The 22,501-nt window shown below is 41.4% G+C and carries 22 protein-coding genes, 1 other RNA gene and 1 pseudogene; 12 read left to right on the forward strand and 12 right to left on the reverse strand.

What is annotated here, in order from left to right; all coding sequences use genetic code 11:
* Window positions 1-47: 47 nt before the first annotated feature.
* A complete protein-coding gene (gene pyrF / locus IAR63_RS04835; RefSeq protein ID WP_407927147.1) occupies window positions 48-791 on the reverse strand; it encodes an orotidine-5'-phosphate decarboxylase in 744 nt (247 codons plus the stop codon).
* 27 nt (window positions 792-818) lie between these two features.
* Window positions 819-2,015 (reverse strand): tyrosine--tRNA ligase, encoded by a 1,197-nt coding sequence (gene tyrS / locus IAR63_RS04840; RefSeq protein ID WP_187706788.1) that lies wholly within the window; start codon window positions 2,013-2,015, stop codon window positions 819-821.
* Window positions 2,016-2,251: 236 nt separating this feature from the next.
* Here tyrS and IAR63_RS04845 point away from each other — a divergent pair, with 236 nt between their 5' ends.
* Window positions 2,252-4,174: a transglycosylase domain-containing protein gene (locus IAR63_RS04845; protein ID WP_187706789.1), complete on the forward strand. Its 1,923-nt coding sequence runs from the start codon at window positions 2,252-2,254 to the stop codon at window positions 4,172-4,174.
* A gap of 350 nt (window positions 4,175-4,524) precedes the next feature.
* Here the strand turns inward: IAR63_RS04845 and IAR63_RS04850 are convergent, their stop codons facing one another.
* Entirely contained in the window at window positions 4,525-4,848 is a 324-nt protein-coding gene (locus tag IAR63_RS04850; protein WP_009343452.1) for a DUF1825 family protein, read from the reverse strand.
* Window positions 4,849-4,974: 126 nt separating this feature from the next.
* Complete coding sequence (locus tag IAR63_RS04855) at window positions 4,975-5,382, reverse strand: universal stress protein (RefSeq protein WP_187706790.1); 408 nt, start codon at window positions 5,380-5,382, stop codon at window positions 4,975-4,977.
* 88 nt (window positions 5,383-5,470) lie between these two features.
* Here IAR63_RS04855 and IAR63_RS04860 point away from each other — a divergent pair, with 88 nt between their 5' ends.
* Entirely contained in the window at window positions 5,471-6,673 is a 1,203-nt protein-coding gene (locus tag IAR63_RS04860) for a phosphoglycerate kinase (protein ID WP_187706791.1), read from the forward strand.
* Between the two features lie 80 nt (window positions 6,674-6,753).
* On the opposite strand, the gene IAR63_RS04865 is transcribed toward IAR63_RS04860, so the two are convergent.
* Together IAR63_RS04865 and hetZ are read right to left on the reverse strand one after the other, a co-directional pair.
* A complete protein-coding gene (locus IAR63_RS04865) occupies window positions 6,754-7,530 on the reverse strand; it encodes a PatU (RefSeq protein WP_187706792.1) in 777 nt (258 codons plus the stop codon).
* A 196-nt stretch (window positions 7,531-7,726) separates the two neighbouring features.
* Window positions 7,727-8,923: a heterocyst differentiation protein HetZ gene (hetZ, locus tag IAR63_RS04870; RefSeq protein ID WP_187706793.1), complete on the reverse strand. Its 1,197-nt coding sequence runs from the start codon at window positions 8,921-8,923 to the stop codon at window positions 7,727-7,729.
* A gap of 19 nt (window positions 8,924-8,942) precedes the next feature.
* On the opposite strand from hetZ, the gene IAR63_RS04875 reads away from it, so the two are divergent.
* Window positions 8,943-9,422, forward strand: a complete 480-nt coding sequence (locus tag IAR63_RS04875; RefSeq protein WP_187706794.1) for a hypothetical protein — start codon at window positions 8,943-8,945, stop codon at window positions 9,420-9,422.
* 104 nt (window positions 9,423-9,526) lie between these two features.
* On the opposite strand, the gene sds is transcribed toward IAR63_RS04875, so the two are convergent.
* Window positions 9,527-10,507, reverse strand: coding sequence for a solanesyl diphosphate synthase (sds, locus tag IAR63_RS04880; protein WP_187706795.1), 981 nt, complete (start codon window positions 10,505-10,507; stop codon window positions 9,527-9,529).
* Window positions 10,508-11,277: 770 nt separating this feature from the next.
* Between sds and IAR63_RS04885 the strand changes: the two genes are divergently transcribed.
* Both IAR63_RS04885 and fabG read left to right on the forward strand, forming a co-directional pair.
* A complete protein-coding gene (locus IAR63_RS04885; protein WP_187707362.1) occupies window positions 11,278-11,457 on the forward strand; it encodes a hypothetical protein in 180 nt (59 codons plus the stop codon).
* Between the two features lie 73 nt (window positions 11,458-11,530).
* Complete coding sequence (gene fabG / locus IAR63_RS04890) at window positions 11,531-12,271, forward strand: 3-oxoacyl-[acyl-carrier-protein] reductase (RefSeq protein WP_187706796.1); 741 nt, start codon at window positions 11,531-11,533, stop codon at window positions 12,269-12,271.
* A gap of 66 nt (window positions 12,272-12,337) precedes the next feature.
* Here the strand turns inward: fabG and IAR63_RS04895 are convergent, their stop codons facing one another.
* Window positions 12,338-13,420 (reverse strand): MraY family glycosyltransferase, encoded by a 1,083-nt coding sequence (locus tag IAR63_RS04895; RefSeq protein ID WP_187706797.1) that lies wholly within the window; start codon window positions 13,418-13,420, stop codon window positions 12,338-12,340.
* A 242-nt stretch (window positions 13,421-13,662) separates the two neighbouring features.
* Here IAR63_RS04895 and groL point away from each other — a divergent pair, with 242 nt between their 5' ends.
* From groL to rnc, 5 genes are all read left to right on the forward strand, one after another.
* Window positions 13,663-15,339 carry a chaperonin GroEL gene (gene groL / locus IAR63_RS04900; RefSeq protein ID WP_187706798.1) on the forward strand — a complete coding sequence of 559 codons (1,677 nt, stop codon included), beginning with the start codon at window positions 13,663-13,665 and terminating at the stop codon, window positions 15,337-15,339.
* A gap of 103 nt (window positions 15,340-15,442) precedes the next feature.
* Entirely contained in the window at window positions 15,443-16,615 is a 1,173-nt protein-coding gene (corA, locus tag IAR63_RS04905; protein ID WP_235678355.1) for a magnesium/cobalt transporter CorA, read from the forward strand.
* A gap of 31 nt (window positions 16,616-16,646) precedes the next feature.
* The gene (locus tag IAR63_RS04910; protein WP_187706799.1) at window positions 16,647-17,363 is read left to right on the forward strand and encodes a hypothetical protein; all 717 of its coding nucleotides are present in this window, start codon (window positions 16,647-16,649) and stop codon (window positions 17,361-17,363) included.
* Between the two features lie 36 nt (window positions 17,364-17,399).
* An RNA gene (gene rnpB, locus IAR63_RS04915) (RNase P RNA component class A) lies at window positions 17,400-17,777 on the forward strand.
* Between the two features lie 30 nt (window positions 17,778-17,807).
* Complete coding sequence (gene rnc / locus IAR63_RS04920; RefSeq protein ID WP_187706800.1) at window positions 17,808-18,530, forward strand: ribonuclease III; 723 nt, start codon at window positions 17,808-17,810, stop codon at window positions 18,528-18,530.
* 98 nt (window positions 18,531-18,628) lie between these two features.
* Here the strand turns inward: rnc and IAR63_RS18690 are convergent, their stop codons facing one another.
* Window positions 18,629-19,435 (reverse strand): RNA-guided endonuclease InsQ/TnpB family protein, encoded by an 807-nt coding sequence (locus IAR63_RS18690; protein WP_328701250.1) that lies wholly within the window; start codon window positions 19,433-19,435, stop codon window positions 18,629-18,631.
* On the reverse strand, window positions 19,372-19,794 hold the full coding sequence (locus IAR63_RS18695) for a hypothetical protein (protein WP_328701233.1): 423 nt from the start codon (window positions 19,792-19,794) through the stop codon (window positions 19,372-19,374). Before IAR63_RS18695 ends, IAR63_RS18690 begins: the two co-directional genes overlap by 64 nt.
* A gap of 196 nt (window positions 19,795-19,990) precedes the next feature.
* Between IAR63_RS18695 and tnpA the strand changes: the two are divergent.
* A pseudogene (gene tnpA / locus IAR63_RS04930) lies at window positions 19,991-20,387 on the forward strand (IS200/IS605 family transposase).
* Between the two features lie 147 nt (window positions 20,388-20,534).
* Entirely contained in the window at window positions 20,535-21,311 is a 777-nt protein-coding gene (locus IAR63_RS04935) for a D-Ala-D-Ala carboxypeptidase family metallohydrolase (RefSeq protein WP_187706801.1), read from the forward strand.
* A gap of 11 nt (window positions 21,312-21,322) precedes the next feature.
* On the opposite strand, the gene IAR63_RS18775 is transcribed toward IAR63_RS04935, so the two are convergent.
* Window positions 21,323-21,496: a hypothetical protein gene (locus IAR63_RS18775; RefSeq protein ID WP_407927148.1), complete on the reverse strand. Its 174-nt coding sequence runs from the start codon at window positions 21,494-21,496 to the stop codon at window positions 21,323-21,325.
* A gap of 105 nt (window positions 21,497-21,601) precedes the next feature.
* A complete protein-coding gene (locus tag IAR63_RS04940; RefSeq protein ID WP_187706802.1) occupies window positions 21,602-22,171 on the reverse strand; it encodes a Uma2 family endonuclease in 570 nt (189 codons plus the stop codon).
* Window positions 22,172-22,501: the final 330 nt, after the last annotated feature.

Raw genomic sequence — 22,501 nt, forward strand, 5'->3', positions numbered from 1 at the left:
CGGTTTAGAAAACCGGGGATTTCTCAAGAGTTCATAGACGAACTTTCTCAGGTAGTAGATGATAGATTTTGAATTGAACCTAGTTCCTCACATATCTTTTCCCAGGCGCTCAACGGATTAGTAGCAGCAGTGATAGGTCTGCCAATTACTAAATAGTCAGCACCATATTGTAAAGCTTGCACAGGAGACAAAGCACGTTTTTGGTCGTTTTTATTTGCCCATACGGGGCGTACTCCAGGACAAACCAACAAAAAATCTGGTCGACAACTTTCCCGCAGTTGTGCTACCTCCTGGGGAGAACAAACTACCCCATCTAAACCAGCATTTTCAGCCAAGAGTGCCATTTGTAATGCGAATTCGGGCAATTCCAAGGGAATTTTTAAGTCAAAAGCTAAATCTCGTGCTGAAATGCTAGTCAACAAGGTAATGGCAATTAATTTTGGTGGTGCAGTACCACCAGTTGCTGCTCCCTGGAACAATGCGTCCATCGCCCCCCTAAGACAATCCTTACCACAAGTTGCGTGAATTGTCAACAAATCCACCCCATAAGTACCAGCAATACGACAAGCACTCCCTACTGTATTAGGAATGTCGTGAAACTTTAAATCTAGGAAAACTCGCTTCTGGCGGGATTTTAAAACGTCCAGAATCCTTGGACCAACGCTGGTAAATAATTCTAAACCAACCTTCCAAAAGGACACATCTGGTAGCAATTCTATTAATGCGATCGCCTGGTCTAAATTTGGCACATCTAAGGGAACAATAATCCGTTCACTGGCAATTATGGACATTTACTTGTGATTTATGAGGATGGATAACTATGGAACAATACGAACAAAGTTCTTTTTACCTACTTGTAAAACTTTACCAGATAAATCTCCGGGACCAAAAAAGGTCAAATCCACATCGGTAATCTTTTCACCATCCAAGCGCACACCACCCTCTTGAATTTTTCTTTTACCTTCCCCTGTGCTTTTGCACAAACCGGAAGCTGAGAGAATATGAGCTAATTTGGCAGGGAATTGAGTGATATTAGCCAAAGAAAACTCCGGTAATACACCTTCCTTCCCCTTACTTTTTGCCGCCTCCTGAGCCTGATTAGCCTGGATTTCACCATGATATTGGCGGACAATTTCCCAAGCTAAGAACTGTTGGCGGTCTCGTGGATTATCTGGCAAAGTGTCTAAGGGTAAATCCGTGAGTAATTCAAAATACTGAGTCAGCAAATGATCCGGAACACCTTGTAGTTTCTGGTACTTTTGGGAGGGATGTTCCGATAACCCCACATAATTGCCCAGGGACTTAGACATTTTTTGAATACCATCAGTTCCAATTAAAATGGGCAATAGTAAACCAAACTGAGGACGTAAACCAAAATGCCGTTGTAAATCCCGACCTACTGCAATGTTAAACTTCTGATCAGTACCGCCCAATTCCACATCAGATCTAATAGCCACCGAATCAAAACCCTGCATTAAAGGATAGAGGAACTCATGAAGGAAAATAGGATTCTCTTTTTTATAACGTTCGGCAAAACCCTCCTTAGCCAGCATCTGACCCACTGTCATGGTGGAAAGCAACTCTAAGATTTTGGCTAAATCTAAACCAGAGAGCCACTGAGAATTATAATGTACCTCTAATCTCCCAGGTGTGTCAAAGTCTAAAATTGGTCTTACCTGTTCAAGATAGGTTTGGGCATTTTGTGACACATCCTCTTCTGTCAGTTGACGACGCACATCTGACTTACCTGTTGGGTCGCCAATTCTAGCAGTAAAATCACCGATAATCAAAACCGCAGTGTGACCAGCATCTTGAAAAGCCCGCAATTTTCTGACTGGGATACTATGACCTAGATGAATATCCGCACCGGTAGGATCAATACCCAATTTAATTCGCAAAGGATGGTCAGCATTTAATAAACGCTTTTCCAAACTTTCAGTTTCACTATCAGTATCATGGGATTGGGGAAAAATTTCCGCCACGCCACGATACAACCAGGAGAAATCTTTAGCCATATAACACTTCTGTTCTCTATTGACTACAGCACGCTAGAAATTATAGCTTTAGCCAGAACGCTGTAAACAGAGTCTAATGAACACTGGATAGGCGTTCTGGAACTGCCATAGATTGGTATCTACTGGCAAATTAGTCATTTTCTATTGTGCCAAACTACTATAATTGCAAAAAATTAACCTTTTTTTTCCATTCCATCAATTACATTTAAATTTATTAGTGAGGAAGTAAAAACGTCGTGTCTTCTAGAATTTTTACCAACAAAAACTCCCAAGAGCAGGTTTCACCTGGCTTTGAATTTTTTAAAGGAGTAGGTCAAGTAGCTGGTGCAACCCTACTATCTGTTACCTTGCTATCAAGCTCTATAATAGCCGGATCCCTGGTGGGATTGGCTATTAGTTTCCGCAATTTACCAGATGTTAGACAGTTACGCAGTTTCTCTCCTACAGAAACTACCTTCATATATGATATTAAGGGTAAGCTTTTAGCCAGTATTCATGGTGAAGCTAACCGTCAAGTTGTACCCCTAGACAGGATTTCCCCTAATCTTAAACGTGCCGTACTTGCTAGTGAAGATGGTCACTTTTACAGTCACCATGGAATTAATCCCTCCGGTGTGGGAAGAGCTCTGGTAGTTAACTTAGTAGCTGGCGGGGTAAAAGAAGGTGGCTCTACTATCACCATGCAGTTGGTCAAAAACTTGTTTTTGTCCCACAAACGAGCATTTACTCGTAAACTAGCAGAAGCAGTCTTAGCCATTCGTCTAGAACAAATTCTAGAGAAAAATGAAATTTTGGAAATGTACCTCAATCAGGTGTATTGGGGTCACAATAACTATGGTGCCCAAACAGCAGCTCGTACCTATTTTAACAAATCCGCAGAACTTTTAACCCTGGGTGAGTCAGCAATGATGGCTGGCTTAATTCAAGCTCCAGAAGAATTTAGTCCTTTTGTAAGCATGAAAAAGGCTAAACAAAAACAAAGAGAAGTTTTGGGTAGAATGCGTGAACTGGATTGGATTACCCCCAAAGAATATGACCAAGCAATTAATGAAAAAATTACATTAGGTCGAATTAGGTCTTTTCAAGGTAGTGCTCTACCCTATATTAGCAACACTGTGGCCCAGGAATTGGCCAGAAGGTTCGGTCGAGATGCACTGCTTAAAGGGGGTATGCGTGTGCAAACTACTGTTGATGCCAAGTTCCAAATCATGGCAGAATCTACTGTAAGTAGATGGCACCAAGATTTACTTAGCAAGGGACTGCGGAAAAACCAAATTGCTTTAGTTGCTATAGATCCACGTACACACTTTGTCAAAGCTTTAGTCGGTGGCGTAGATGCAAAAGCAAGTGAGTTTAATCGCGCAACTCAGGCTCAGAGACAACCTGGTTCTTCTTTTAAACCTTTTGTTTACTATGCAGCCTTTGCTACGGGTAAGTACACACCGGATAGCACCATATTGGATGCTCCTGTGAGTTATCGAGATGGCAATGGTTGGTACTATCCGAGAAACTATGATGGTGGTTTTAGTGGTGCAATGTCTATTCGCACCGCCTTGGCCCAGTCCCGTAACATTCCTGTAATTAAACTTGGCAAAAGCATAGGCATGAATAAGGTAGTGGAAACCTGTCGGACTTTGGGTATTACGAGTCCTATGGAGCCAGTAACATCGTTACCTCTTGGTGCAATTGGGGTTACACCACTAGAGATGGCTAGTGCCTACGCTACCTTTGCTAATTATGGATGGCAGTCCCCGGCTACAGTAATAGTACGCATTACTGATAGTAGCGGTAATGTTATACTAGATAATACACCCAAACCCCAAAGAGTTCTGGATTCTTGGGCATCAGCGGCTACCATAGATATTATGCAGTCAGTAGTAACCAGCGGTACAGGTAAAGGAGCAGCATTGGGTAGGCCATCAGCAGGTAAAACGGGAACAACATCCTCAGAAAAAGACATTTGGTATGTAGGCACGGTGCCACAACTGACAACAGCAGTGTGGGTGGGAAGGGATGATAACCTGCAATTATCCAGTGGTGCCACTGGTGGTGGAATGGTTGCCCCTATCTGGCGTGATTTTATGGTGCAAGCCCTAGAAAACGTGCCAGTGGAGAATTTTAAATCACCTTCCCAGTTTCCCCGTCCTAAGTCAAATTAGGGTTGGCTGCTGTTCGACAATTTCTGGACATAGCTAGACATTCCTTGTTTAATTTGGTCGGTTTGACCAGTCCTTAGTAATGTGTTCCTCGACAATGAAAAACAGGCTTGTCATGGTAGTTCAGAGGGCTTTCTAAGATGTCTCGCCTTTTGTTGAAGTTACCGACAGAGCTACAAACTGGAGTTAATTTGTAGGTGTCATGACCTGTCTTTCGTAGCCAACCTTACCTGATGGTAGGTAACTCTTTTTTATGGCGGAGTCATGCACGCTCACCCCACCTACCCAAATTGTTAATATCTGGGTAGGTTTGGGTAGACATTAATGAGCGGGAATTGTTAACTATTGACAATCTACACCTGTTTTTCTAGCTCAGTTTTCATGCGCTCCAGAGTCAGATGCATTTGCTCAAACATTTGCTGTGGGGTCACACCAAATTGATTGAGCTGGGTTTTTAGTTGCTCTACTGTCATTTGTGCCATGAAATCCTCTGATAACTCGAACCGCTTCATAAAGATGCGGTAACGGTCCATCATGTTTTCCATTTGTTCAATAAACAGCTTTTTGCCTTCACGGTCAAATTTGCCGTAGTTATTACCAAGCTGAATTAGTGCCTGATAATCTTCAAATAGCTGCTTGGCTTCTTGTTGCACTATCTCAGAGTCAAAGAATCCCATTTTACTTGTATTCAACTGAGCGAATGTATGTGGTAGCTTGAAGTTTCTTCTATCTTAACCTACATTTTAGCCTACAAGAATGGGAGAAGGCTTCATGGTAAAAATCCAAAATCTACAATTCAGGCCCTAGGGGATAACCAGAACTGGACAGGGTGAGAGGTTGATGACTCTTGTGGTCACACTGTCATTGGCTCCTTCTTGGGTAAGACCTAAACCTCGACAACCCATTACAATCAAATTTGCTCCTACTTCATCTGCTACATCACAAATTGTAAAAGCTGCTTTCCCCTGCTTTTCTAACACTTCTGGATTAATACCATGGTTAAAAAATAAACTCTGGGCCTCCTGTAAAAGTCCGGCAACCAACTCTGGAGATGCCATTGCTGTGTCATTCGTTTCCTCCGATGATACTTCTTCCACCACTGATAGAATTATTAGGCGGCTATTATACTGCTGGACAAGATTGACAACTATGTCCACAGCTTCTCGCGCTTCTCGACTGCCATCAATGGGAAATAGAACAGTTTTAAACATAAATTATCTCCATACCCCTTAGTCCGGTAAAATCTGGATTGTGATACTTTCAAAACAATAACAAAAACAGAATCAGGAGAGTTTGGCCATGTCAAAAAAAAGTTTAGCAAGTTTATCTGCTGCCGATATTTCTGACAAACGCGCCTTGGTACGAGTTGATTTTAACGTACCTGTGGATAATCAGGGGAATATTACCGATGACACTCGCATTCGGGCTGCCCTCCCTACCATTCAAGATTTAATCAGCAAGGGAGCTAAGGTGATTTTAGCCAGCCACTTTGGTCGCCCCAAGGGTGTGGATGAGAAGTTACGTCTCACTCCCGTTGCCAAACGTCTTTCTGAACTTTTGGGACAAGAGGTGATCAAAACTGATGACTGTATTGGTGATGATGTCACCGCCCAGGTAGCAGCTTTAGAAAAAGGACAAGTGCTATTGCTAGAAAATGTCCGCTTCTATAAAGAAGAGGAAAACAATGATCCAGAATTTGCCCGCCAATTAGCCGCTAATGCTGATTTCTATGTTAATGATGCTTTTGGTACTGCTCACCGGGCCCATGCTTCCACTGAAGGTGTAACTAAGTATTTAAGTCCTTCCGTGGCTGGTTACTTGGTTGAAAAGGAGTTACAATACCTACAGGGTGCTATTGAGGCTCCTCAACGTCCTTTGGTAGCCATTATTGGTGGGTCTAAGGTTTCTAGCAAAATCGGTGTCATTGAAACCCTATTAGAAAAGTGCGATAAGTTGATTATTGGCGGAGGGATGATTTTTACCTTCTACAAGGCACGGGGACTAAATGTGGGCAAGTCCTTGGTAGAACAGGACAAATTGGAACTAGCCAGTTCTTTAGAGAAAGAAGCAGCGAAACGTGGTGTGACTTTGCTGTTACCTACGGATATTGTTGCAGCTGATAAATTCGCACCTGATGCTGATGCTGTCACTGTTTCCATTGACCATATCCCTGATGACCGTATGGGTTTAGATATTGGACCTGAGTCGGTTAAAGTTTTTCAAGCAGCTCTAGCTGATTGCAAAACCGTTATCTGGAATGGACCTATGGGCGTGTTTGAATTTGACAAGTTTGCCGTCGGTACTGAAGCGATCGCCCAGACTTTAGCAGAAATTGGTAAAACTGGTGCCACAACGATTATTGGTGGTGGTGACTCTGTAGCTGCTGTAGAAAAAGTTGGTTTAGCTGACCAAATGAGCCACATTTCCACTGGTGGCGGTGCTAGTTTGGAATTATTGGAAGGTAAGGTTCTACCCGGTATTGCAGCTTTGGATGAAGCCTAATTACTAGCTTACTTAGCTAACTAATAGGTTTAAGCTTCCCCGTTTTTCTAAACCGGGGAAGCCAAGTAAATTCTCTCAAACTATACGGTCACATTAATTGCTAATAACAAAGGCTGAGTTTCCGCCTGTGGAAATTCAACTGTGAGGACACAAGTTTGGTTGGCACGGGGACAGTTTAATTCTAAACTAGCCTTGTGACCTTCCTTAGAGACGGCAGTTACCGATGTGCCATTCCCTTGAATTGTGAAAGTTGCTGGAGTTGGTAACTCACCATAAACACATAACTTCATCGTGGCACCCAGGGAAAGGAGTTGTGCTTGAACAGTTAGAGTACCACCGTAACTTTGCCACTGTTGTTCTACTACTGGGTTAGAAAGGGAAATAGACAAAGTTAGACTTTCTAACAACTGTTTAGCAGCTATCAATGACAAAGCCATTTGTTGACGCGGTTGCAACTTAAAATAGTCTTTGTCAATACTAGGTAGGGTTTCCAAAGTGCTTACGGATCTGTAGGAGCTTCTGAGTACTAATCCAGCTAAGTCGCTAATTAACTGATCCTCATCTGGAAACATATCTGCCACTGCCTGTATCAATTTAGGACCCAATGGGATGCAAGATGTTACTAGTGATAGACACCTGTCTACCAAGTGTTGAAAAACCTTATCCGGTAGGGGAATTGGTAAACTAAGTTGAGATTGCTGTGCCAACCACCCCCAGGCGGGAATTAAAGCAATCCCGGGATCTTCGACAAATTCTGGATACTCTACTAATTGACTTTCCCAAGGAAATAAAGGTGGGCGGTTTTGGATTTCGAGTTGTAATCGCCGCTTGAGGACGACTTGAAAACGTTCTTGCACAGTAGGAATTTCTCCTAATTGAAAAGGTTGGGGTTTTCCCCTTAATGATGGCTTACTACTTTACTAAGTAGCAACTTTTTCACAGGGGGTCTTCTACCCGATAAATTCTCCCACACTCCACTGAGAGATTCTTGCCGCTTTGACACAATTTGCCAAAAAGTGACTTTGATACCAGTATTGTATGAGTTGTAAGTCCTTATTCATAAGCAGATGGACTGGATCCGGACAATGAATTGCGAATTTCCCATGCTTTTTCTAAAATTTTAAACCACCGTTTTTGGAGCTGGGCCATAGATAATCCCAAATTTTTAGCTATTGCTTGGTCAGTTTCTCCTTGGTGTTTTAAATCTAGTAAATATTTATCCTTTTCATCTAAATTACGCATATATATTTCCCACTCATGGGGTGTTAAACCTAAGTTAGTTGGCAGTGACGCTTCTAGCCATTCATGTACTAGTTCCCAGCGATGCAAAAGAGAGAATCGCATTAGATGATACTTGAATCGCTGCTGCAAGTAATCTCGTTGGCGTGGAGTCAAGCCCAAAATTGATTCAATCTCCTGGGTGGAAAATTCCTGAAGTCGCAGGGAAAAATACTCAGCACAGTCCAATTGTTGTTTTTGCTCAAAATAGCTCATTAACTCAGTAATCACCAGGGAGCGCAAACTACCTTCTTCAATTTCTGACTCTGGTTGTATAGCTATAGCAGCTCGCAATTGGGTTAATATGGGCTCGTCCCAAGAACGATCAGATTCACCACCACTTGCTTGGGTAGCTTGTTCAATATCCACACTAATTTCTAGCGATTGCTGTTGCGAGAATGTCTGTGCTCTTAAAATTATCAATTGTTGCTGGCGTCCGGGTAATGGAATCCGACGTTTAGCATACCGTTCGGTAAATGCCATATATTCTGCTAACTCTAGGAGGGTTTGAGGACGATAGTCAGGTGGTTGCTGATTCTCGCGGCGAAAGGCGTTTAGAGACTCCAAATAAAAACTTTGCAGGAAGTCCTCTATAGCAATCATTCTCCCTTGGTAGCTCAATTGCCTTTGGGGTAGGTTAATATATCTATATACAATTGAACTTAGGGTGCTGTGCAGTTCTATCCTACCTTTATGAGAACCCAGTTGGTAATAGTGCAAGCACTGTTGGAGTCTGTATCGGGCCAGGGTGGTGGCAGAGCTTTCTATTTCTCCAGACGATTGAATGCGTTTGCTTTCGTTGCAAATTCTCATTACTTCACTGGCAATTCGCACTGCTATATTGCGACAGTTTTTTTCTGTCGATTTGGTGCACTGCTGGAGTTCCCTTAGAAGAAATTCAAATATTACTTCTATCACCTCTACTCCAATAGATCCATCCCCTTTATTAATTAATGTTACCGTTGAATTCATACTCCTAACTTTAAAAATTATGACAAATTTAGAAAAACAAATTCAATTATTGATTAAGAATGCGCCGAAAGATGGCATGACACCAAAACTTGTGGCGACCATCGCGCCAGTTTTAAGGGTGGCTGCAGAAAATCTTCGACACCCCCGATACTACATCCTTCAAAGTTCTGAGGGATCTTGGGTTTCAACTACGTTGTGCAACAGATCCAATCCGGAATTGAAAAAGCAGGTAATTTACGCCTTTCCTAGACTAAACGATGCCATTCGCTCATCACATATAGGAATGAACCCCAAGGTAATGGCTAAACCCATACCTATAATTGATATTTTATTTCAACTGTTGGCAATAACACCAGTGGATAGCATAGTTTTTATGGAAACCCCTGGAACTAACACCAACGCTATTGAAGTAAGGCGTGCAGATCTGGAAGATATGATTCAACAGACCCTACAACCACACCTACCCACTGGGCAAGTTCCCCCCACAAACATAGCCTGAGCAATAGTGAAATTGAGACTGGGTAGGCGTTCTAGCTTGCTCCCTTTCAGGTGGCCACTATAAAAACCGGGAATCCCAGTCTCCCAGCTAAAATCCAAAATTGCTTAGTATAGACGACTTAGCACGTAATCTGTCATGTTAATTAATGCTTGCTTTGATTCAGAAGGTTCCAAGTCTGTAATATGTTGCCTTGCTAACTTGGCATGGTGGGCCGCTAATTCTCTGGCCTTGGGTATCCCTTGACTGTCGGAAATTAACTTCACAGCTTGTTCTAAATCCCCTTCTTGAGCAAACTCCCTTTCAATTAGTATTTTCAGTATTTCCAGAGATGGTTGCTCCTCCAGGGCAAATAAAACCGGTGCAGTTAGATTACCACTTCTGAGATCCGATGCAGCTGGTTTACCCAAAGTGTCCATAGAACCAGTGAAATCTAAAATATCATCTACTATTTGAAAGGCTAAACCTAGATCCTTACCATAATTATATAGGTTGTTAGCACTTTCTGGGGATACGTTACTCAAAATTCCGGCGGCTTTAGCACTGTTGGCAATCAATGAAGCCGTTTTGTAATAACTCTTTTTTAGGTAAGTTTCTATCGACAGACTGGTATCAAAGCGATTTAACCCTTGCTGAATCTCTCCAGCTGCTAAATCCATGATTACTTCTGAAAGCAGTTTCACTACCTCTAGGTTATCCAGATTGGCCAAGTACCAGGAAGATTGGGCAAAGAGAAAATCTCCAGCTAACACTGCAATGCGATTGCCAAACAAACTATGAACCGTAGGCACTCCTCTACGTATATGTGATTCATCCACTACGTCATCATGAACTAAACTGGCTGTATGAATCATCTCTGTAATTTCAGCCAATCGTCTGTGACCTAGGGAGATGTCTTCTTCTAGCGTTGTAGCCCGCGATATTAATAAAACAATGGCTGGTCTGATACGCTTACCCCCAGCACCGAATAAATGTTCGGCTGCTGCATAGAGAATGGGGTGGCGATTTCCAACTAGCTGTGTCAGGTTATCTGCTAGTATTCGCAGGTCTGCTTCCACAGGGGTAAACAGGAAGGTGGCTGAGGTCATGGATGGGCGGACTCTGACTTTAGTTACGAAAGTTTACATATTCTTTACTCATTTTAAGATAAACCATCAAGGACGCAAAGTTATCGGTTAATAGTTGACCACAATTGTTACTTTTCCTGGTTTTTTGTATCCTTGTTTACCATTTGCTTTTATTTATGTTGTTTAAAGTTAGAACTTGATAAAATTAAACTTGGTCGACTATATTTTAACTTTTTTATTAGTTTATAAACTCGTTTATCTGTGCAGGGTCGGCAAAAATTCAAACTACACTTGTAAGTATGGCTTGACCCGTAATTCTAAGGAATGAAAGAATGGATAAAGGTGAGACTGGCGTTCTGGCTGACCTTGACCCCCTGCAGGTGGCTATGGTCATAACTGAAAAATAAACTCAAAATTTTGCACAAATTTTATTTCCTCATGTTAGACTAGAACCTAGAAATTTTAAATTTTTGAGATATTCACTTCCGAGAAAAAATTCCTCACCAGTAGGTAATTTTGCTCATGGTGTCTGTGAGTACAAAATAATTCGTTGTCCGCGAAATCAGGAAGTTTATTCCGACGATTTTGACATGGGGAGGTATTTTTCCCACTTAGATGACATGGTTTCAGCGAAAAAGGGCTAATAAGGTCTGTAACTGGTAACGGTTGCTGTTGACATTTAAGGGACAGAGCTGTTTTCTGCTGACAAACAATGAAGAAAATACTTGATTGCTAGTAGAGGAGCAGAGGTTCTAGCTTTATGTTTCTTTGGGGGTTGGGATGGTTTAAAAATGAATTATGAGAACGTGCCTATGATGATATTTATTTTAGCTTCCGGATACTTGTTAATTGTCTATTTGTTGTTAGCGCTGGCTAAACGAAGCACCGGGAGTGGGTCTCGCACAGAAAAAGTTACCGGACAACATGAAAGGCAAGCAAAGCTAGCCAAAAAGGTTGCTGAACTTGGTTAATATTATAGCTGTAGCCAGAACGCCTACTTAGTGGTTCTGAATACGGCAATTAATCAATATTCAAAAACACCCAATGACATCAGTAAAAGATCAAATTGCAATTGTTACAGGAGCATCGAGAGGTATCGGCCGGGCGATCGCCCTCCAACTGGCAGAGAAAGGAGCTAAAATAGTAGTTAACTATGCTAGCTCCAGTGCTTCTGCGGAGAAAGTAGTATCTGAGATTATAGCATTAGGGGGAGAAGCGATCGCCCTGCAGGCGGATGTTTCCCAAGCGGATCAGGTAGAAGACATGGTGAACAAGACCTTAGAAACGTTCAACCGAATTGATCTGTTGGTAAACAATGCGGGTATTACCCGTGACACACTATTGCTGCGGATGAAGTTAGAAGACTGGCAAGCAGTAATAGATCTAAACCTGACGGGTGTATTTTTATGCACAAAAGCTGTGAGCAAGATTATGCTCAAGCAGCGATCGGGGAGAATAATTAACATATCTTCTGTAGCGGGGCAAATGGGCAATGCGGGGCAGGCCAACTACAGTGCGGCCAAGGCAGGGGTAATAGGCTTTACCAAGACCGTTGCTAAAGAATTAGCATCCCGTGGTATTACGGTCAATGCAATTGCCCCAGGTTTTATCCAAACGGACATGACCAGTGAAATCAAGGCAGAGGGAATCCTGCAATACATTCCCTTAGGGAGATTTGGCAAGCCGGAAGAAATTGCAGGAATGGTATGCTTTTTGGCCACTGATCCTGCTGCTGCCTATATTACTGGACAAGTATTTAACGTAGATGGGGGCATGGTAATGTAAAATTGAAAAGATAGGGCCTGCGTTATGGCAAGCCCAAATTGACTATAATGTTCCATAAATACTCAGCTAGGAGTTACTACGGATACGTGGAATTAAGGTAGCGGACATAAATAAAATAATAGCGAATGCAGAAGCAAAAATTACGGGTAAAGTCATAGCTTGTATAGACATAGCTAAAACATTAAAGAACAAGGTTAATGACCATAATATCAAGCTAGCGCGTCGTTGAGAAAAACCCCAAGCCAATAGACGATGATGTAAATGATCCTTGCCGGGAGTACTGAGAGGGTTTTTTCCTGCTAGGAGGCGTTTAATAAAAACCTGAGTGGTATCTAAAACTGGCAACATCAAAAACAAAACCGTTGGTATAAGAGAATAAATGGTACTTTCCTGTAATTTACCTAAAATACTTGTAGCAGCCAGCACATAGCCAAAAAAATAGGCTCCAGCATCACCCATAATAATGCGGGAGGGGTAAAAGTTGTGGCGTAAAAAGCCAAGAGCTGCCCCCGACAGTGCAGCCAAGACCAGAGTTGCTGCGGCTCGATTATCAAACTGGGCAGAAACCCCCAACAGACTCATGGCAGTAATAAAACTAATGCCACCAGCTAAACCATCCATGCCGTCCATGAGATTAACGGCATTGGTAATGCCAACTATCCATAAAACAGTGAGAGCTATAGACAAAAAGGAATCAATAGGAGTACCAAACATCACCTTGATACTCATACCATTAGCCACCAACAACAGGGCAGTAATAATTTGTGTCCATAATCGAATAAATGGAGGCAGGCCAAACTGGTCATCTATAAACCCAACCAAAACAAGAATGGATCCACCCAAAAGAATAGTAAGTACCTGGGCTAAAACCCCCTGGAGTTCGATGGGTCGGAAAAGACTGGCAAAGACCACAGCAGCAATTACGCCGGCATAGATAGCCAGGCCTCCCGCATTGGGTAAAGGTTCCCGATTGAGTCGTCGGGCATTGGGTTGGTCAGCCCAACCCACCCGGAGGGCAAATTGACGAACAGTGGGAATTGAACCCCAGCTTATCAGCCAAGCCAAAATAAAAGTAAATACCACTGCTAACCAGCCGGTGCCGCTAGGGTTAGCAATACCAAGAGCCTTAAGGGAGTTGTCTATATCCATTTCCCCCCATAACCATAACCATTAGTTTGCCAGACCAGTACCAACTGTAATAGTATAGCTTTAGCCAAAACGCCCAGAACAAAGTTGATCGGTAAAAGTTAGTGCCACATAGGCGTTCTGGCTTACTTCCAACAGCTACACCTATTTTTGGTAACTATTTGTTAAATTGAATAGGCGGCACAGTTAGCACTCCTGAATTAAGAGTGCTAAATTGTTTAATGGAACTAAGGAAAAGATCAACCATGGCTAAAATCATTGCATTTGATGAAGAATCACGTCGGGCTCTAGAAAAGGGTATTAACGCATTAGCGGATGCGGTAAAAATTACCCTGGGACCAAGGGGTCGTAACGTGCTGTTAGAAAAAAAATTTGGTATCCCCCAAATTGTGAACGACGGCATTACAGTAGCCAAAGAAATTGAATTGGAAGACCCTCTAGAAAATACTGGGGCCAGACTAATTCAAGAAGTGGCTTCCAAAACCAAGGATGTAGCTGGAGATGGAACTACGACCGCCACAGTGCTGGCACAAGCCCTAGTTAAGGAGGGATTAAAAAACGTAGCTGCTGGTACAAATCCCATTGCTTTAAAACGTGGTATAGATAAAACTGTAGAAGCACTGGTCAAGGAAATTGCCAAAATTGCTAAACCTGTAGAAGATAGCGAATTAGATTCCCCTGCTGCCAGTATTGCTCAAGTTGCCACCGTTTCTGCTGGCAATGATGAAGAAGTGGGCCGGATGTTAGCCCAGGCCATGGCCAAGGTTACCAAGGATGGTGTCATTACCGTGGAAGAGTCCAAATCCCTAACAACGGAACTGGAAGTAGTAGAAGGAATGCAAATTGATAGAGGTTACATTTCTCCCTACTTCATTACCAACAATGACCGTATGACGGTAGAATTTGATAACCCCCGCATTCTAATTACAGATAAGAAAATCAGCAGTATTCAGGACCTGGTGCCAATACTAGAAAAAGTAGCCCGGTTGGGTCAGCCTTTGTTAATTATTGCTGAAGATGTGGAAGGAGATGCTTTGGCAACCCTAGTAGTCAACAAAGCACGGGGAGTTTTAGCCGTTGCGGCTATTAAATCTCCTGGCTTTGGTGAACGTCGTAAAGCGTTATTGCAGGATATTGCCATTCTCACCGATGGGCAAATGATTTCCGAAGAAATTGGTTTAAGTCTGGATACAGCAACCCTAGAAATGCTGGGGAAAGCTCGGAAAATAACCATAGATAAGGAAAACACCACCATTGTTTCTGGTAGTGAAAACAAACCAGAAATCCAAAAACGGATTGCCCAGATTCGTAAGCAGCTAGAAGAAACAGATTCCGAGTACGACGCGGAAAAACTGCAAGAAAGGATTGCTAAATTAGCTGGCGGCGTGGCAGTTATCAAAGTCGGTGCTGCTACGGAAACCGAACTAAAAGACCGTAAACTGCGAATTGAGGATGCGCTCAATGCTACCAAAGCAGCAGTAGAGGAAGGGATTGTTCCAGGTGGTGGCACAACTCTAATTCATCTAGTTGCAAAAGTAGATGCAATTAAAGACACCTTGGATGGGGAAGAAAAAATTGGGGCAGAAATTGTGCAAAGATCCCTAGAAGCCCCCCTACGTCAAATTGCCAATAATGCAGGTGTGGAGGGTTCTGTAATTGTTTCTCAAGTTCGCAACAGCGATTTTAATATTGGCTACAATGCAGCTACTGGTGAATTTGAAGACCTGATTGCTGCTGGCATTATTGACCCTGCCAAAGTGGTTCGTTCCTCATTACAAAACGCTGCATCTATTGCAGGTATGGTGTTAACCACCGAGGTTTTAGTAGTGGAAAAACCAGAAAAGAAAGCTCCTGCTGCACCTGACCCAGGCATGGGCGGTATGGGCGGTATGGGTGGCATGGGTGGCATGGGTATGTTCTAATTGCCGCCCTTTAAGGTAAAATTTTTCATGGTTTGTCTTTTCCATAAGACAAACTTTTTTGTTTTTTTCACCACGTGTCACTAAAAATTAGGTGAAATTTCCGATGAATAAGAAACACGCTCGCTCTAGGAATAGCAGGAGTAATCGAGTTATAGATGGTGCAAAAACCGGTAAATCCTTTTCTCAAGAATATTATCATCAACCAGGCACTATTCCAGGTACAATTATCATTCATGAGGATGCCCAGCAACCGCAAATTGTTTTAATGGATTACAACCCAACCGATTTAGTCGAAAGGCGAATCATCAATCCAGAAGAATGTAGTGACTACCTACGGACACAGTCCGTTTCTTGGGTGGATGTCCAAGGTTTAGGAAATGGGGATGTGATTCATCGCCTGGGACAAACCTTTGATTTACACCCGTTGATTTTGGAAGACGTAGTCAATATGGCAGAACGCCCCAAGATTGAAGATTATGAAGAGCAATTGGTGATAATTGCCCGAATGGTTGTGCCAAATACCAATAATCGTAGTTTTTATAGTGAACAGGTTAGCTTAGTCCTAGGCCCCCATTATGTTTTAACCATTCAAGAAGAATCAGAACATGATTGTTTTGATAGTGTCAGGGCAAGAATTAATAAGAATAAAGGTATTATCCGTAGAGAGAAAAGTGATTATTTGGCTTACTCCCTATTAGATGCCATTATTGATGGTTTTTTCCCAGTTTTAGAATTGTATGGGGAGCGTATTGCTGAGCTGGAGGAAGAAGTAATTACTAATCCTACATCGGAAACTTTAAAGCAAATATATCAAGTTAAACGAGAGTTATTACAACTAAGAAGAGGAATTTGGCCTCAAAGGGATGCGATTAGTTCCCTTATTCGTGATGGTAGCCACTTGATTAGCCAAGAGGTAAGTATTTACTTAAGAGATTGTTATGATCATGCAGTCCAGGTCCTGGATATGGTGGAAAATTACCGAGAATTGGTTTCGGGTTTAATGGATGTTTATATGTCAGCGGTAAGTAACAAAATGAATGAAATCATGAAGCTACTAACGGTAATTTCATCTATTTTCATCCCCTTGACATTTGTTGTAGGAATATATGGCATGAATTTTAATACCGAAAAATCACCTTATAATATGCCAGAACTAAACTGGTATTGGGGTTATCCCTTTTGTCTGGGATTAATGGCAGTGATTGCCGGTAGTTTAATGTTGTTTTTTTGGCGTCGAGGTTGGTTAACTAATTCATTTGAAATTAATCAAAAATAAGTTTGATTTATTGGTGAGGATAAATAATTCTATGGCATTACAAAGTGGTGATCAAAATCTGATTTTGTTGATGGTTTATATTCTGTGCCTATATTACACCTTCAACCGGATGATTACATCAATTGATGATGTGATCATGCTCAAGTTTGAGAAAGAATCTGTCGCCCAACAATTAAAGGAGCAAAACCTAGACAACGAAATAGCAATTTCCTGTGGAGGGGGAACCTATTCCTTGGAGAAAGTTAAAGATAATTTAAGACAATTACCCATCAGCATTGAAAACAAGTCAGAAACTTTTGCTGTATATGTGGACTGGGATAATAGTTCCTGGGTATTTGAACAGAGTAAAAAATCCCGTCGTGTTATTCGCCAATCTCCAGATATGATCCGAGACCTAGCTATTCCCCAGGTTCCCACAATTATCGCGCCTAAGAAAACTATGTCTGAAACAGTAACTGCTGAGGATATTTTAAAACGAAATAAGGAAAGCGGAGTATATGAGGTTAGCAAACCATTAGTTGATATAGCGGTAACCAAGGGACAGAGAAATCTCCAGGGTTGGTACAAGGAGTTTATGGAAGGGAAAAAGAAAATAGAATTCTCCCTGCAGTTGGTATTAAGAATATCGGAGTTACGTACTGGTTTAGCTTCTGGTACAAATATACCACCTGTGTCTATCATAAACTGTCCCTTTACCATTGAAAAACTACCGTGGACTTATGCTCTACCTTGGAATAAGAGACGTTGACCTTAAAGGTAAATAAAAGGTTAAACTGGTAGGAGGGAGAGTAGACGTAGGTGGTTGCAGATTGGTGATTAACACCGGTTTGAGGAAAGTCCGGGCTCCCGAAAGGCCAAACTTGCTGGATAACGTCCAGTACGAGCGATCGTGAGGAAAGTGCCACAGAAAAACACCGCCAGCTTTTTTAGAATGCTAATTCTAGGGTTGGTAAGGGTGCAAAGGTGCGGTAAGAGCGCACCAGCAGTACCGAGAGGTACTGGCTCGGTAAACCCCGGTTGGGAGCAAGGCCAGAGAAACTATGGTTGGTCTTTTACCAGTTTCGGCAAATTAGAGCCGCTTGAGGTAGTTGGTAACAACTATCCCAGATAGATAACCACCCTCGCAAGAGAACAGAACCCGGCTTATGTGCTGCTCTCTCTTCTTTAAAACTTATATTTCTAATTTTTACTAATGTCCCGCGTTTACCCTCGCCGTCAACGGCAACTTGAAAGTTTAATCCAAAAGTTGGGATTATCAGCGAATATTCCTATTAAGTGGCCATTGCTGGACTTGGCACTTACTCATCCTACTGTTTCTGAATCGGCAAATTATGAACAGCTAGAATTCGTCGGTGATGCTGTTGTCCGTTTGGTAGCAGCTGTTGTTCTTTGGGAAAGCTATCCTGACTGTTCTGTGGGTGACTTTGCTGCTATCCGTTCCGTCCTGGTGAGCGATCGCATTCTTGCTAGATTAGCCAGGGAGTATGGTTTAGAATTATATTTGTTGGTCGCAGGTAGTGCCACAGCGGATAATATTGGACAGGAGTCTCGTTTGGCAGATGCCTTTGAAGCGCTATTAGGCGCTCTCTATCTTAGCACCCAGAATTTAACCCTAATTCGTCCTTGGTTGGATCCTCATTTTCAGCAACTGGCAGAGCAAATTCGTTTAGATCCAGCAAAGCTAAATTATAAAGCTGCTCTCCAGGAATGGACTCAAGCAGGGTATAAGGTGTTACCGGAATATCGGGTTGTGGAAGTTAATCAACCCCAGAATACCCATGAACGTTTTTTGGCTCAAGTTTGGTTACATGAAAAAATACTGGGACAGGGGAAAGGAAGATCAATCAAAGCAGCTGAACAAGCAGCAGCTAAGGTAGCCTATTTAGCGATTACTGAAAGTCAGAGCGTCACGTAAAAACACAAGGTTTTTAACTACCACAAGATAATTTAAGAACTTAACACCCATACTAGTGCATGTTAATAATTGTATCCAAATAGAGATATACTTAGTTGTTAAGCTTCTCCGGTCTGAAGACACGGAGATTTCGGAAGAGTCCATAAACGAACTTTCTGAGGCTGGCTTAAACAGCCTCTACTGATTCCGCTAAGATCAATTCCTAGCATCACCGCTACTTTTTTCAAAATATTAGCAGCACCATTACAGTCCGCATTAATTTTGAACCCATCAGAAGTTTCATATACTCCACGACTAACTCGTTTCCCGCTTGCTTCCCACCCTTCGGGTTTTTCACCGAATTTAGGTATATTGTCGCAGTCAAAAAACGATGATTGAGAAGTGTATGATTCTTCTGTTTCAATAAAATCTATTCCGTATTGTTTACATAATTGAGCAATACGGTCTTTTAATCTTGCTGTGGGAATTTGGACAAACTTCTGATTGTTTTTAGACCCCAAATCAATACTATCTTTTTGTCCTTTATTCCATCCAAAAACAATAGCACCAATCTTATTTTCAATACAGTGGTTAACGACTATTCTTGCAGCTTTGTTAACTGCATCACGCATTTGTCGGTTTCTTTTTTCGGTAATAGCAGCTAATCTGTTAGACCAAAAACCTTGCGGTTTATCACTTTTAAGTTTAGCTACTGATTTGTTGTACCACTGATTTAAACTTTTTAAATGAAGTCCATCAACAATAAATGATGTTCCCAGATTAGAAACACAAGTTAACCAGTTATTTAACCCGTGGTCAATCCCTAAAACATTATTTCTATCAACATCAGATTTTATTTCATCTACCTGATAGACAAATTCTGCATAAAATTGTCTATTTCTAGGTAAAATACGTACTTGATTGATTTGAAGTCAAGGTTAGATGGCATTGGTAGACAAAAAGAATCTATCCCAAACCATGCCTTAACTTTTGTTCCCAAAGGAAACCTAATCATCCCATCAATTAACTTTAATGACCTGCCCGTAAAAGTAGCTACAGTCATAACACTTTTACAGTAATTAGGTAATTTGGGTTTTTGGGAAACTTCGCCCTTTTTTGCAGCTTTTACTAGCTCAATGTACGATTTAAAGGATTCAGCTACACTGGTTAGTATTTGTTGAGAAGTATCAGAATACAATGCCTGATAATGAACGTTTTTCTGATAAGTTCCTAGTTGTTTATGCAAATCTGCTCTACTAGGAATATAACCAGTTTTAAAGTACATCTGCCTAGAATAGTAAACGCCACAATTTGTCAGCTTTTTAGCTTCTGTGCAGAGGTACTCCAATATGGCTGTTATTGATTTATCGGACTTGATAAGAACTTGTTGGCATCCGTACATTGTTCGACCTTCAATGTTTGTTGATTTCAAAAGTATAGTTGAGATATGATTTACTTGTCAATAGCAGCCACGAAACAATATGAAGACAACACTGGAATACAGAATAGGACATCACTCAAAAGGTAATGCAGTAGTGCATCTTGTATGGATACCTAAACGCCGAAAAAAGGTATTATCTGGAGAGATAGCTAAATGCCTTGGACAGATAATTTACGAACTAGCCAAAGAAAAAGACTGGGATATCCTCGCTCTTGAGGTTGCACCATGTTCATTTATTTGTAGAACATCAACCAGATGTTGCTATAAATCAAGTGGTTAAAGCTTTTAAAGGACGGCCATCTTGCTTGTTAAGACGAAAATTTCCTGAATTACTTAAACTTCCTAGCCTATGGACTAATAGTTATTTTTATTCCACTGCTGGACAGGTTTCAGCAGATGTTATTAAAAGGTATATTGAAGATCCGAATCACGGTTAAATATCAAGGCGAATAAATTCGCCGTTGGCACTTCCTGTCTAAAGCCAAGTGGCTTCCGTGCCTGTCGGCGATTTTCTTGTGAATGTTCTTATTTTTAGGATATGTTTTTATTAGTTTACCGATTTTTGAAGTTCTTAAGGTGCAATTATGACAGATAACTCTCCTGGAATTAATCCGAAAGAGATTAGGTCTCTCAATGAGTTTATCAGACTCAAAGCTCCAGCCATATTCATTATGGATGCCCATCCGGATTTAGTGAAAGAAATCCAGTCACTGCTAAAAATAGAACCAGATGGTCTAGTTGGACCAGTGACTAAACAAGTATTCTCCGAGTTTAAAACATTAAATCAATTACAGTATCCCTTAGGTTTGGGCGTAGGTACTGCCCAGGAACTATTAGAATTAAAAGACAAGGAAGAAACAGAAGCGACCAGAGAAGACTTGATTAAATTAGACCTAAAAGTTAATCTGGATGCGGGTTCTCTTACTGGTCGTAGCATGACCCTACCCGATGGTAAAATAGTTTATGCCAACCAGTATATAGTTGAGGGTATACCGTTAACTTGGGGAGAAGCAACCAAAGACTGTACTCGTGTTCCTACCAGTGCGGAATATGTAGCCAATGCCATCCGAGTGGCAAAAACCTGGGGACCAGTGAGGGAGAAATTTGGCTCACCCATCAGAATTACATCCGGGTATCGCCCACCTGCAGTTAATAGTTCCGTAGGTGGTGCGCGTAATAGTCAACATCTTTACTTTCGTGCCATAGATATGATTCCCATGAATGGAGACTTCAAGAAACTCTGGGATGTCCTAAAGTCCTCCGATTTTTCCGGGTTGGGAGATGCGGTGTTTATGGGGAAAAACAAGGGCTTTTTTCATGCTGATGTGAGACCCGGTGGTAGGGTAATCTTCCCCTATTAAGTTGTATAATGTTATGGTCTGGGGGGATTCCAGGGAAAGACTGTAATGGTTTTATCTCTAGCCCCAGTGGCTAAAAGTTTGCCATCAGGACTAAAAGTAATTGAAATGGCATCTTCGGTACATTTGTTATAGGATAGGTATAACCATATATAGTATGTCTTTGGTAGCCAAGAATGTGATCGCACCCAAACACAGAAGGACTAAACCAATATATTCCCTAGCCTGGACCCCTAGAATCTTACTCATATTTATCTAATTATTTATTTTCCATACAAACCAGTTGTTTTGAATTATCCTTTTAGAATCTCATTTACAGTTAACTTCACCTCAGAAAATAAAGGGGAACAAATCATCTCATTACCTGTAAAAACCTGCTCCTCATATAAACCTTCTACCCACTCCAAAACAGTCACCTTTTGCGCCATCGGATCAACGATCCAATATTCATTAATACCCCGTGCTGCATACTCAGAACGCTTGTAACGATAATCTCGGTTTTCCTGATTAGGACTTACCACTTCAACCACCAACAAAGGATGGGGCATATCCATTAAAATTAAAGAGCGTGTGGCATCTTTTATCACCTCAGCTAATTCTTCAGAAAATACCACCAAATCAGGAACACGTACCCCTACCATGCGACTATTTACAGCTATTTCTGTTTTCATTCTTAACCGATAATAGGGAATACCTAACTTCAGAAAATAGGCAACTAAGAACATTGCTATTCTTTGATTTATTTCACTTTCAGAAGGCATAACAATTAATTCGCCATTTTCCAATTCATATAAATTATCTGTCCCATCATCATAATTAAGAAATTTCTCAAAAGTCATTTTTTTAGCAGTTGCAATTATCATGACTATGACTCCTATAAAATGCTGATTTTACTATTTTAACACCTGATATCACGGTCTATTTTTGTTTAACTTTTTTTAACTTTTATTCAACAGGCAGTCATTATAACCTATGCAAACTCGGAAATGTCAAGTATCGTTACAAAAATTTGTGAACTACAATGGTAAGTTGTGCGCGTTGCACTCGTGCATTACTTCCATCCCTTTGCCACGGATGGCTGTTTGATGCGATCGCACCCCAAAACAAAAGGATTAAACCAGTATATTACCTAGCACCATAGACTCACAGGTAAAGGTTCCATAGCTTCTTAGCAAATGCGATCGCGTATAGAT

The organism is Cylindrospermopsis curvispora GIHE-G1 (assembly GCF_014489415.1).
GTDB lineage: Bacteria > Cyanobacteriota > Cyanobacteriia > Cyanobacteriales > Nostocaceae > Raphidiopsis > Raphidiopsis curvispora_A.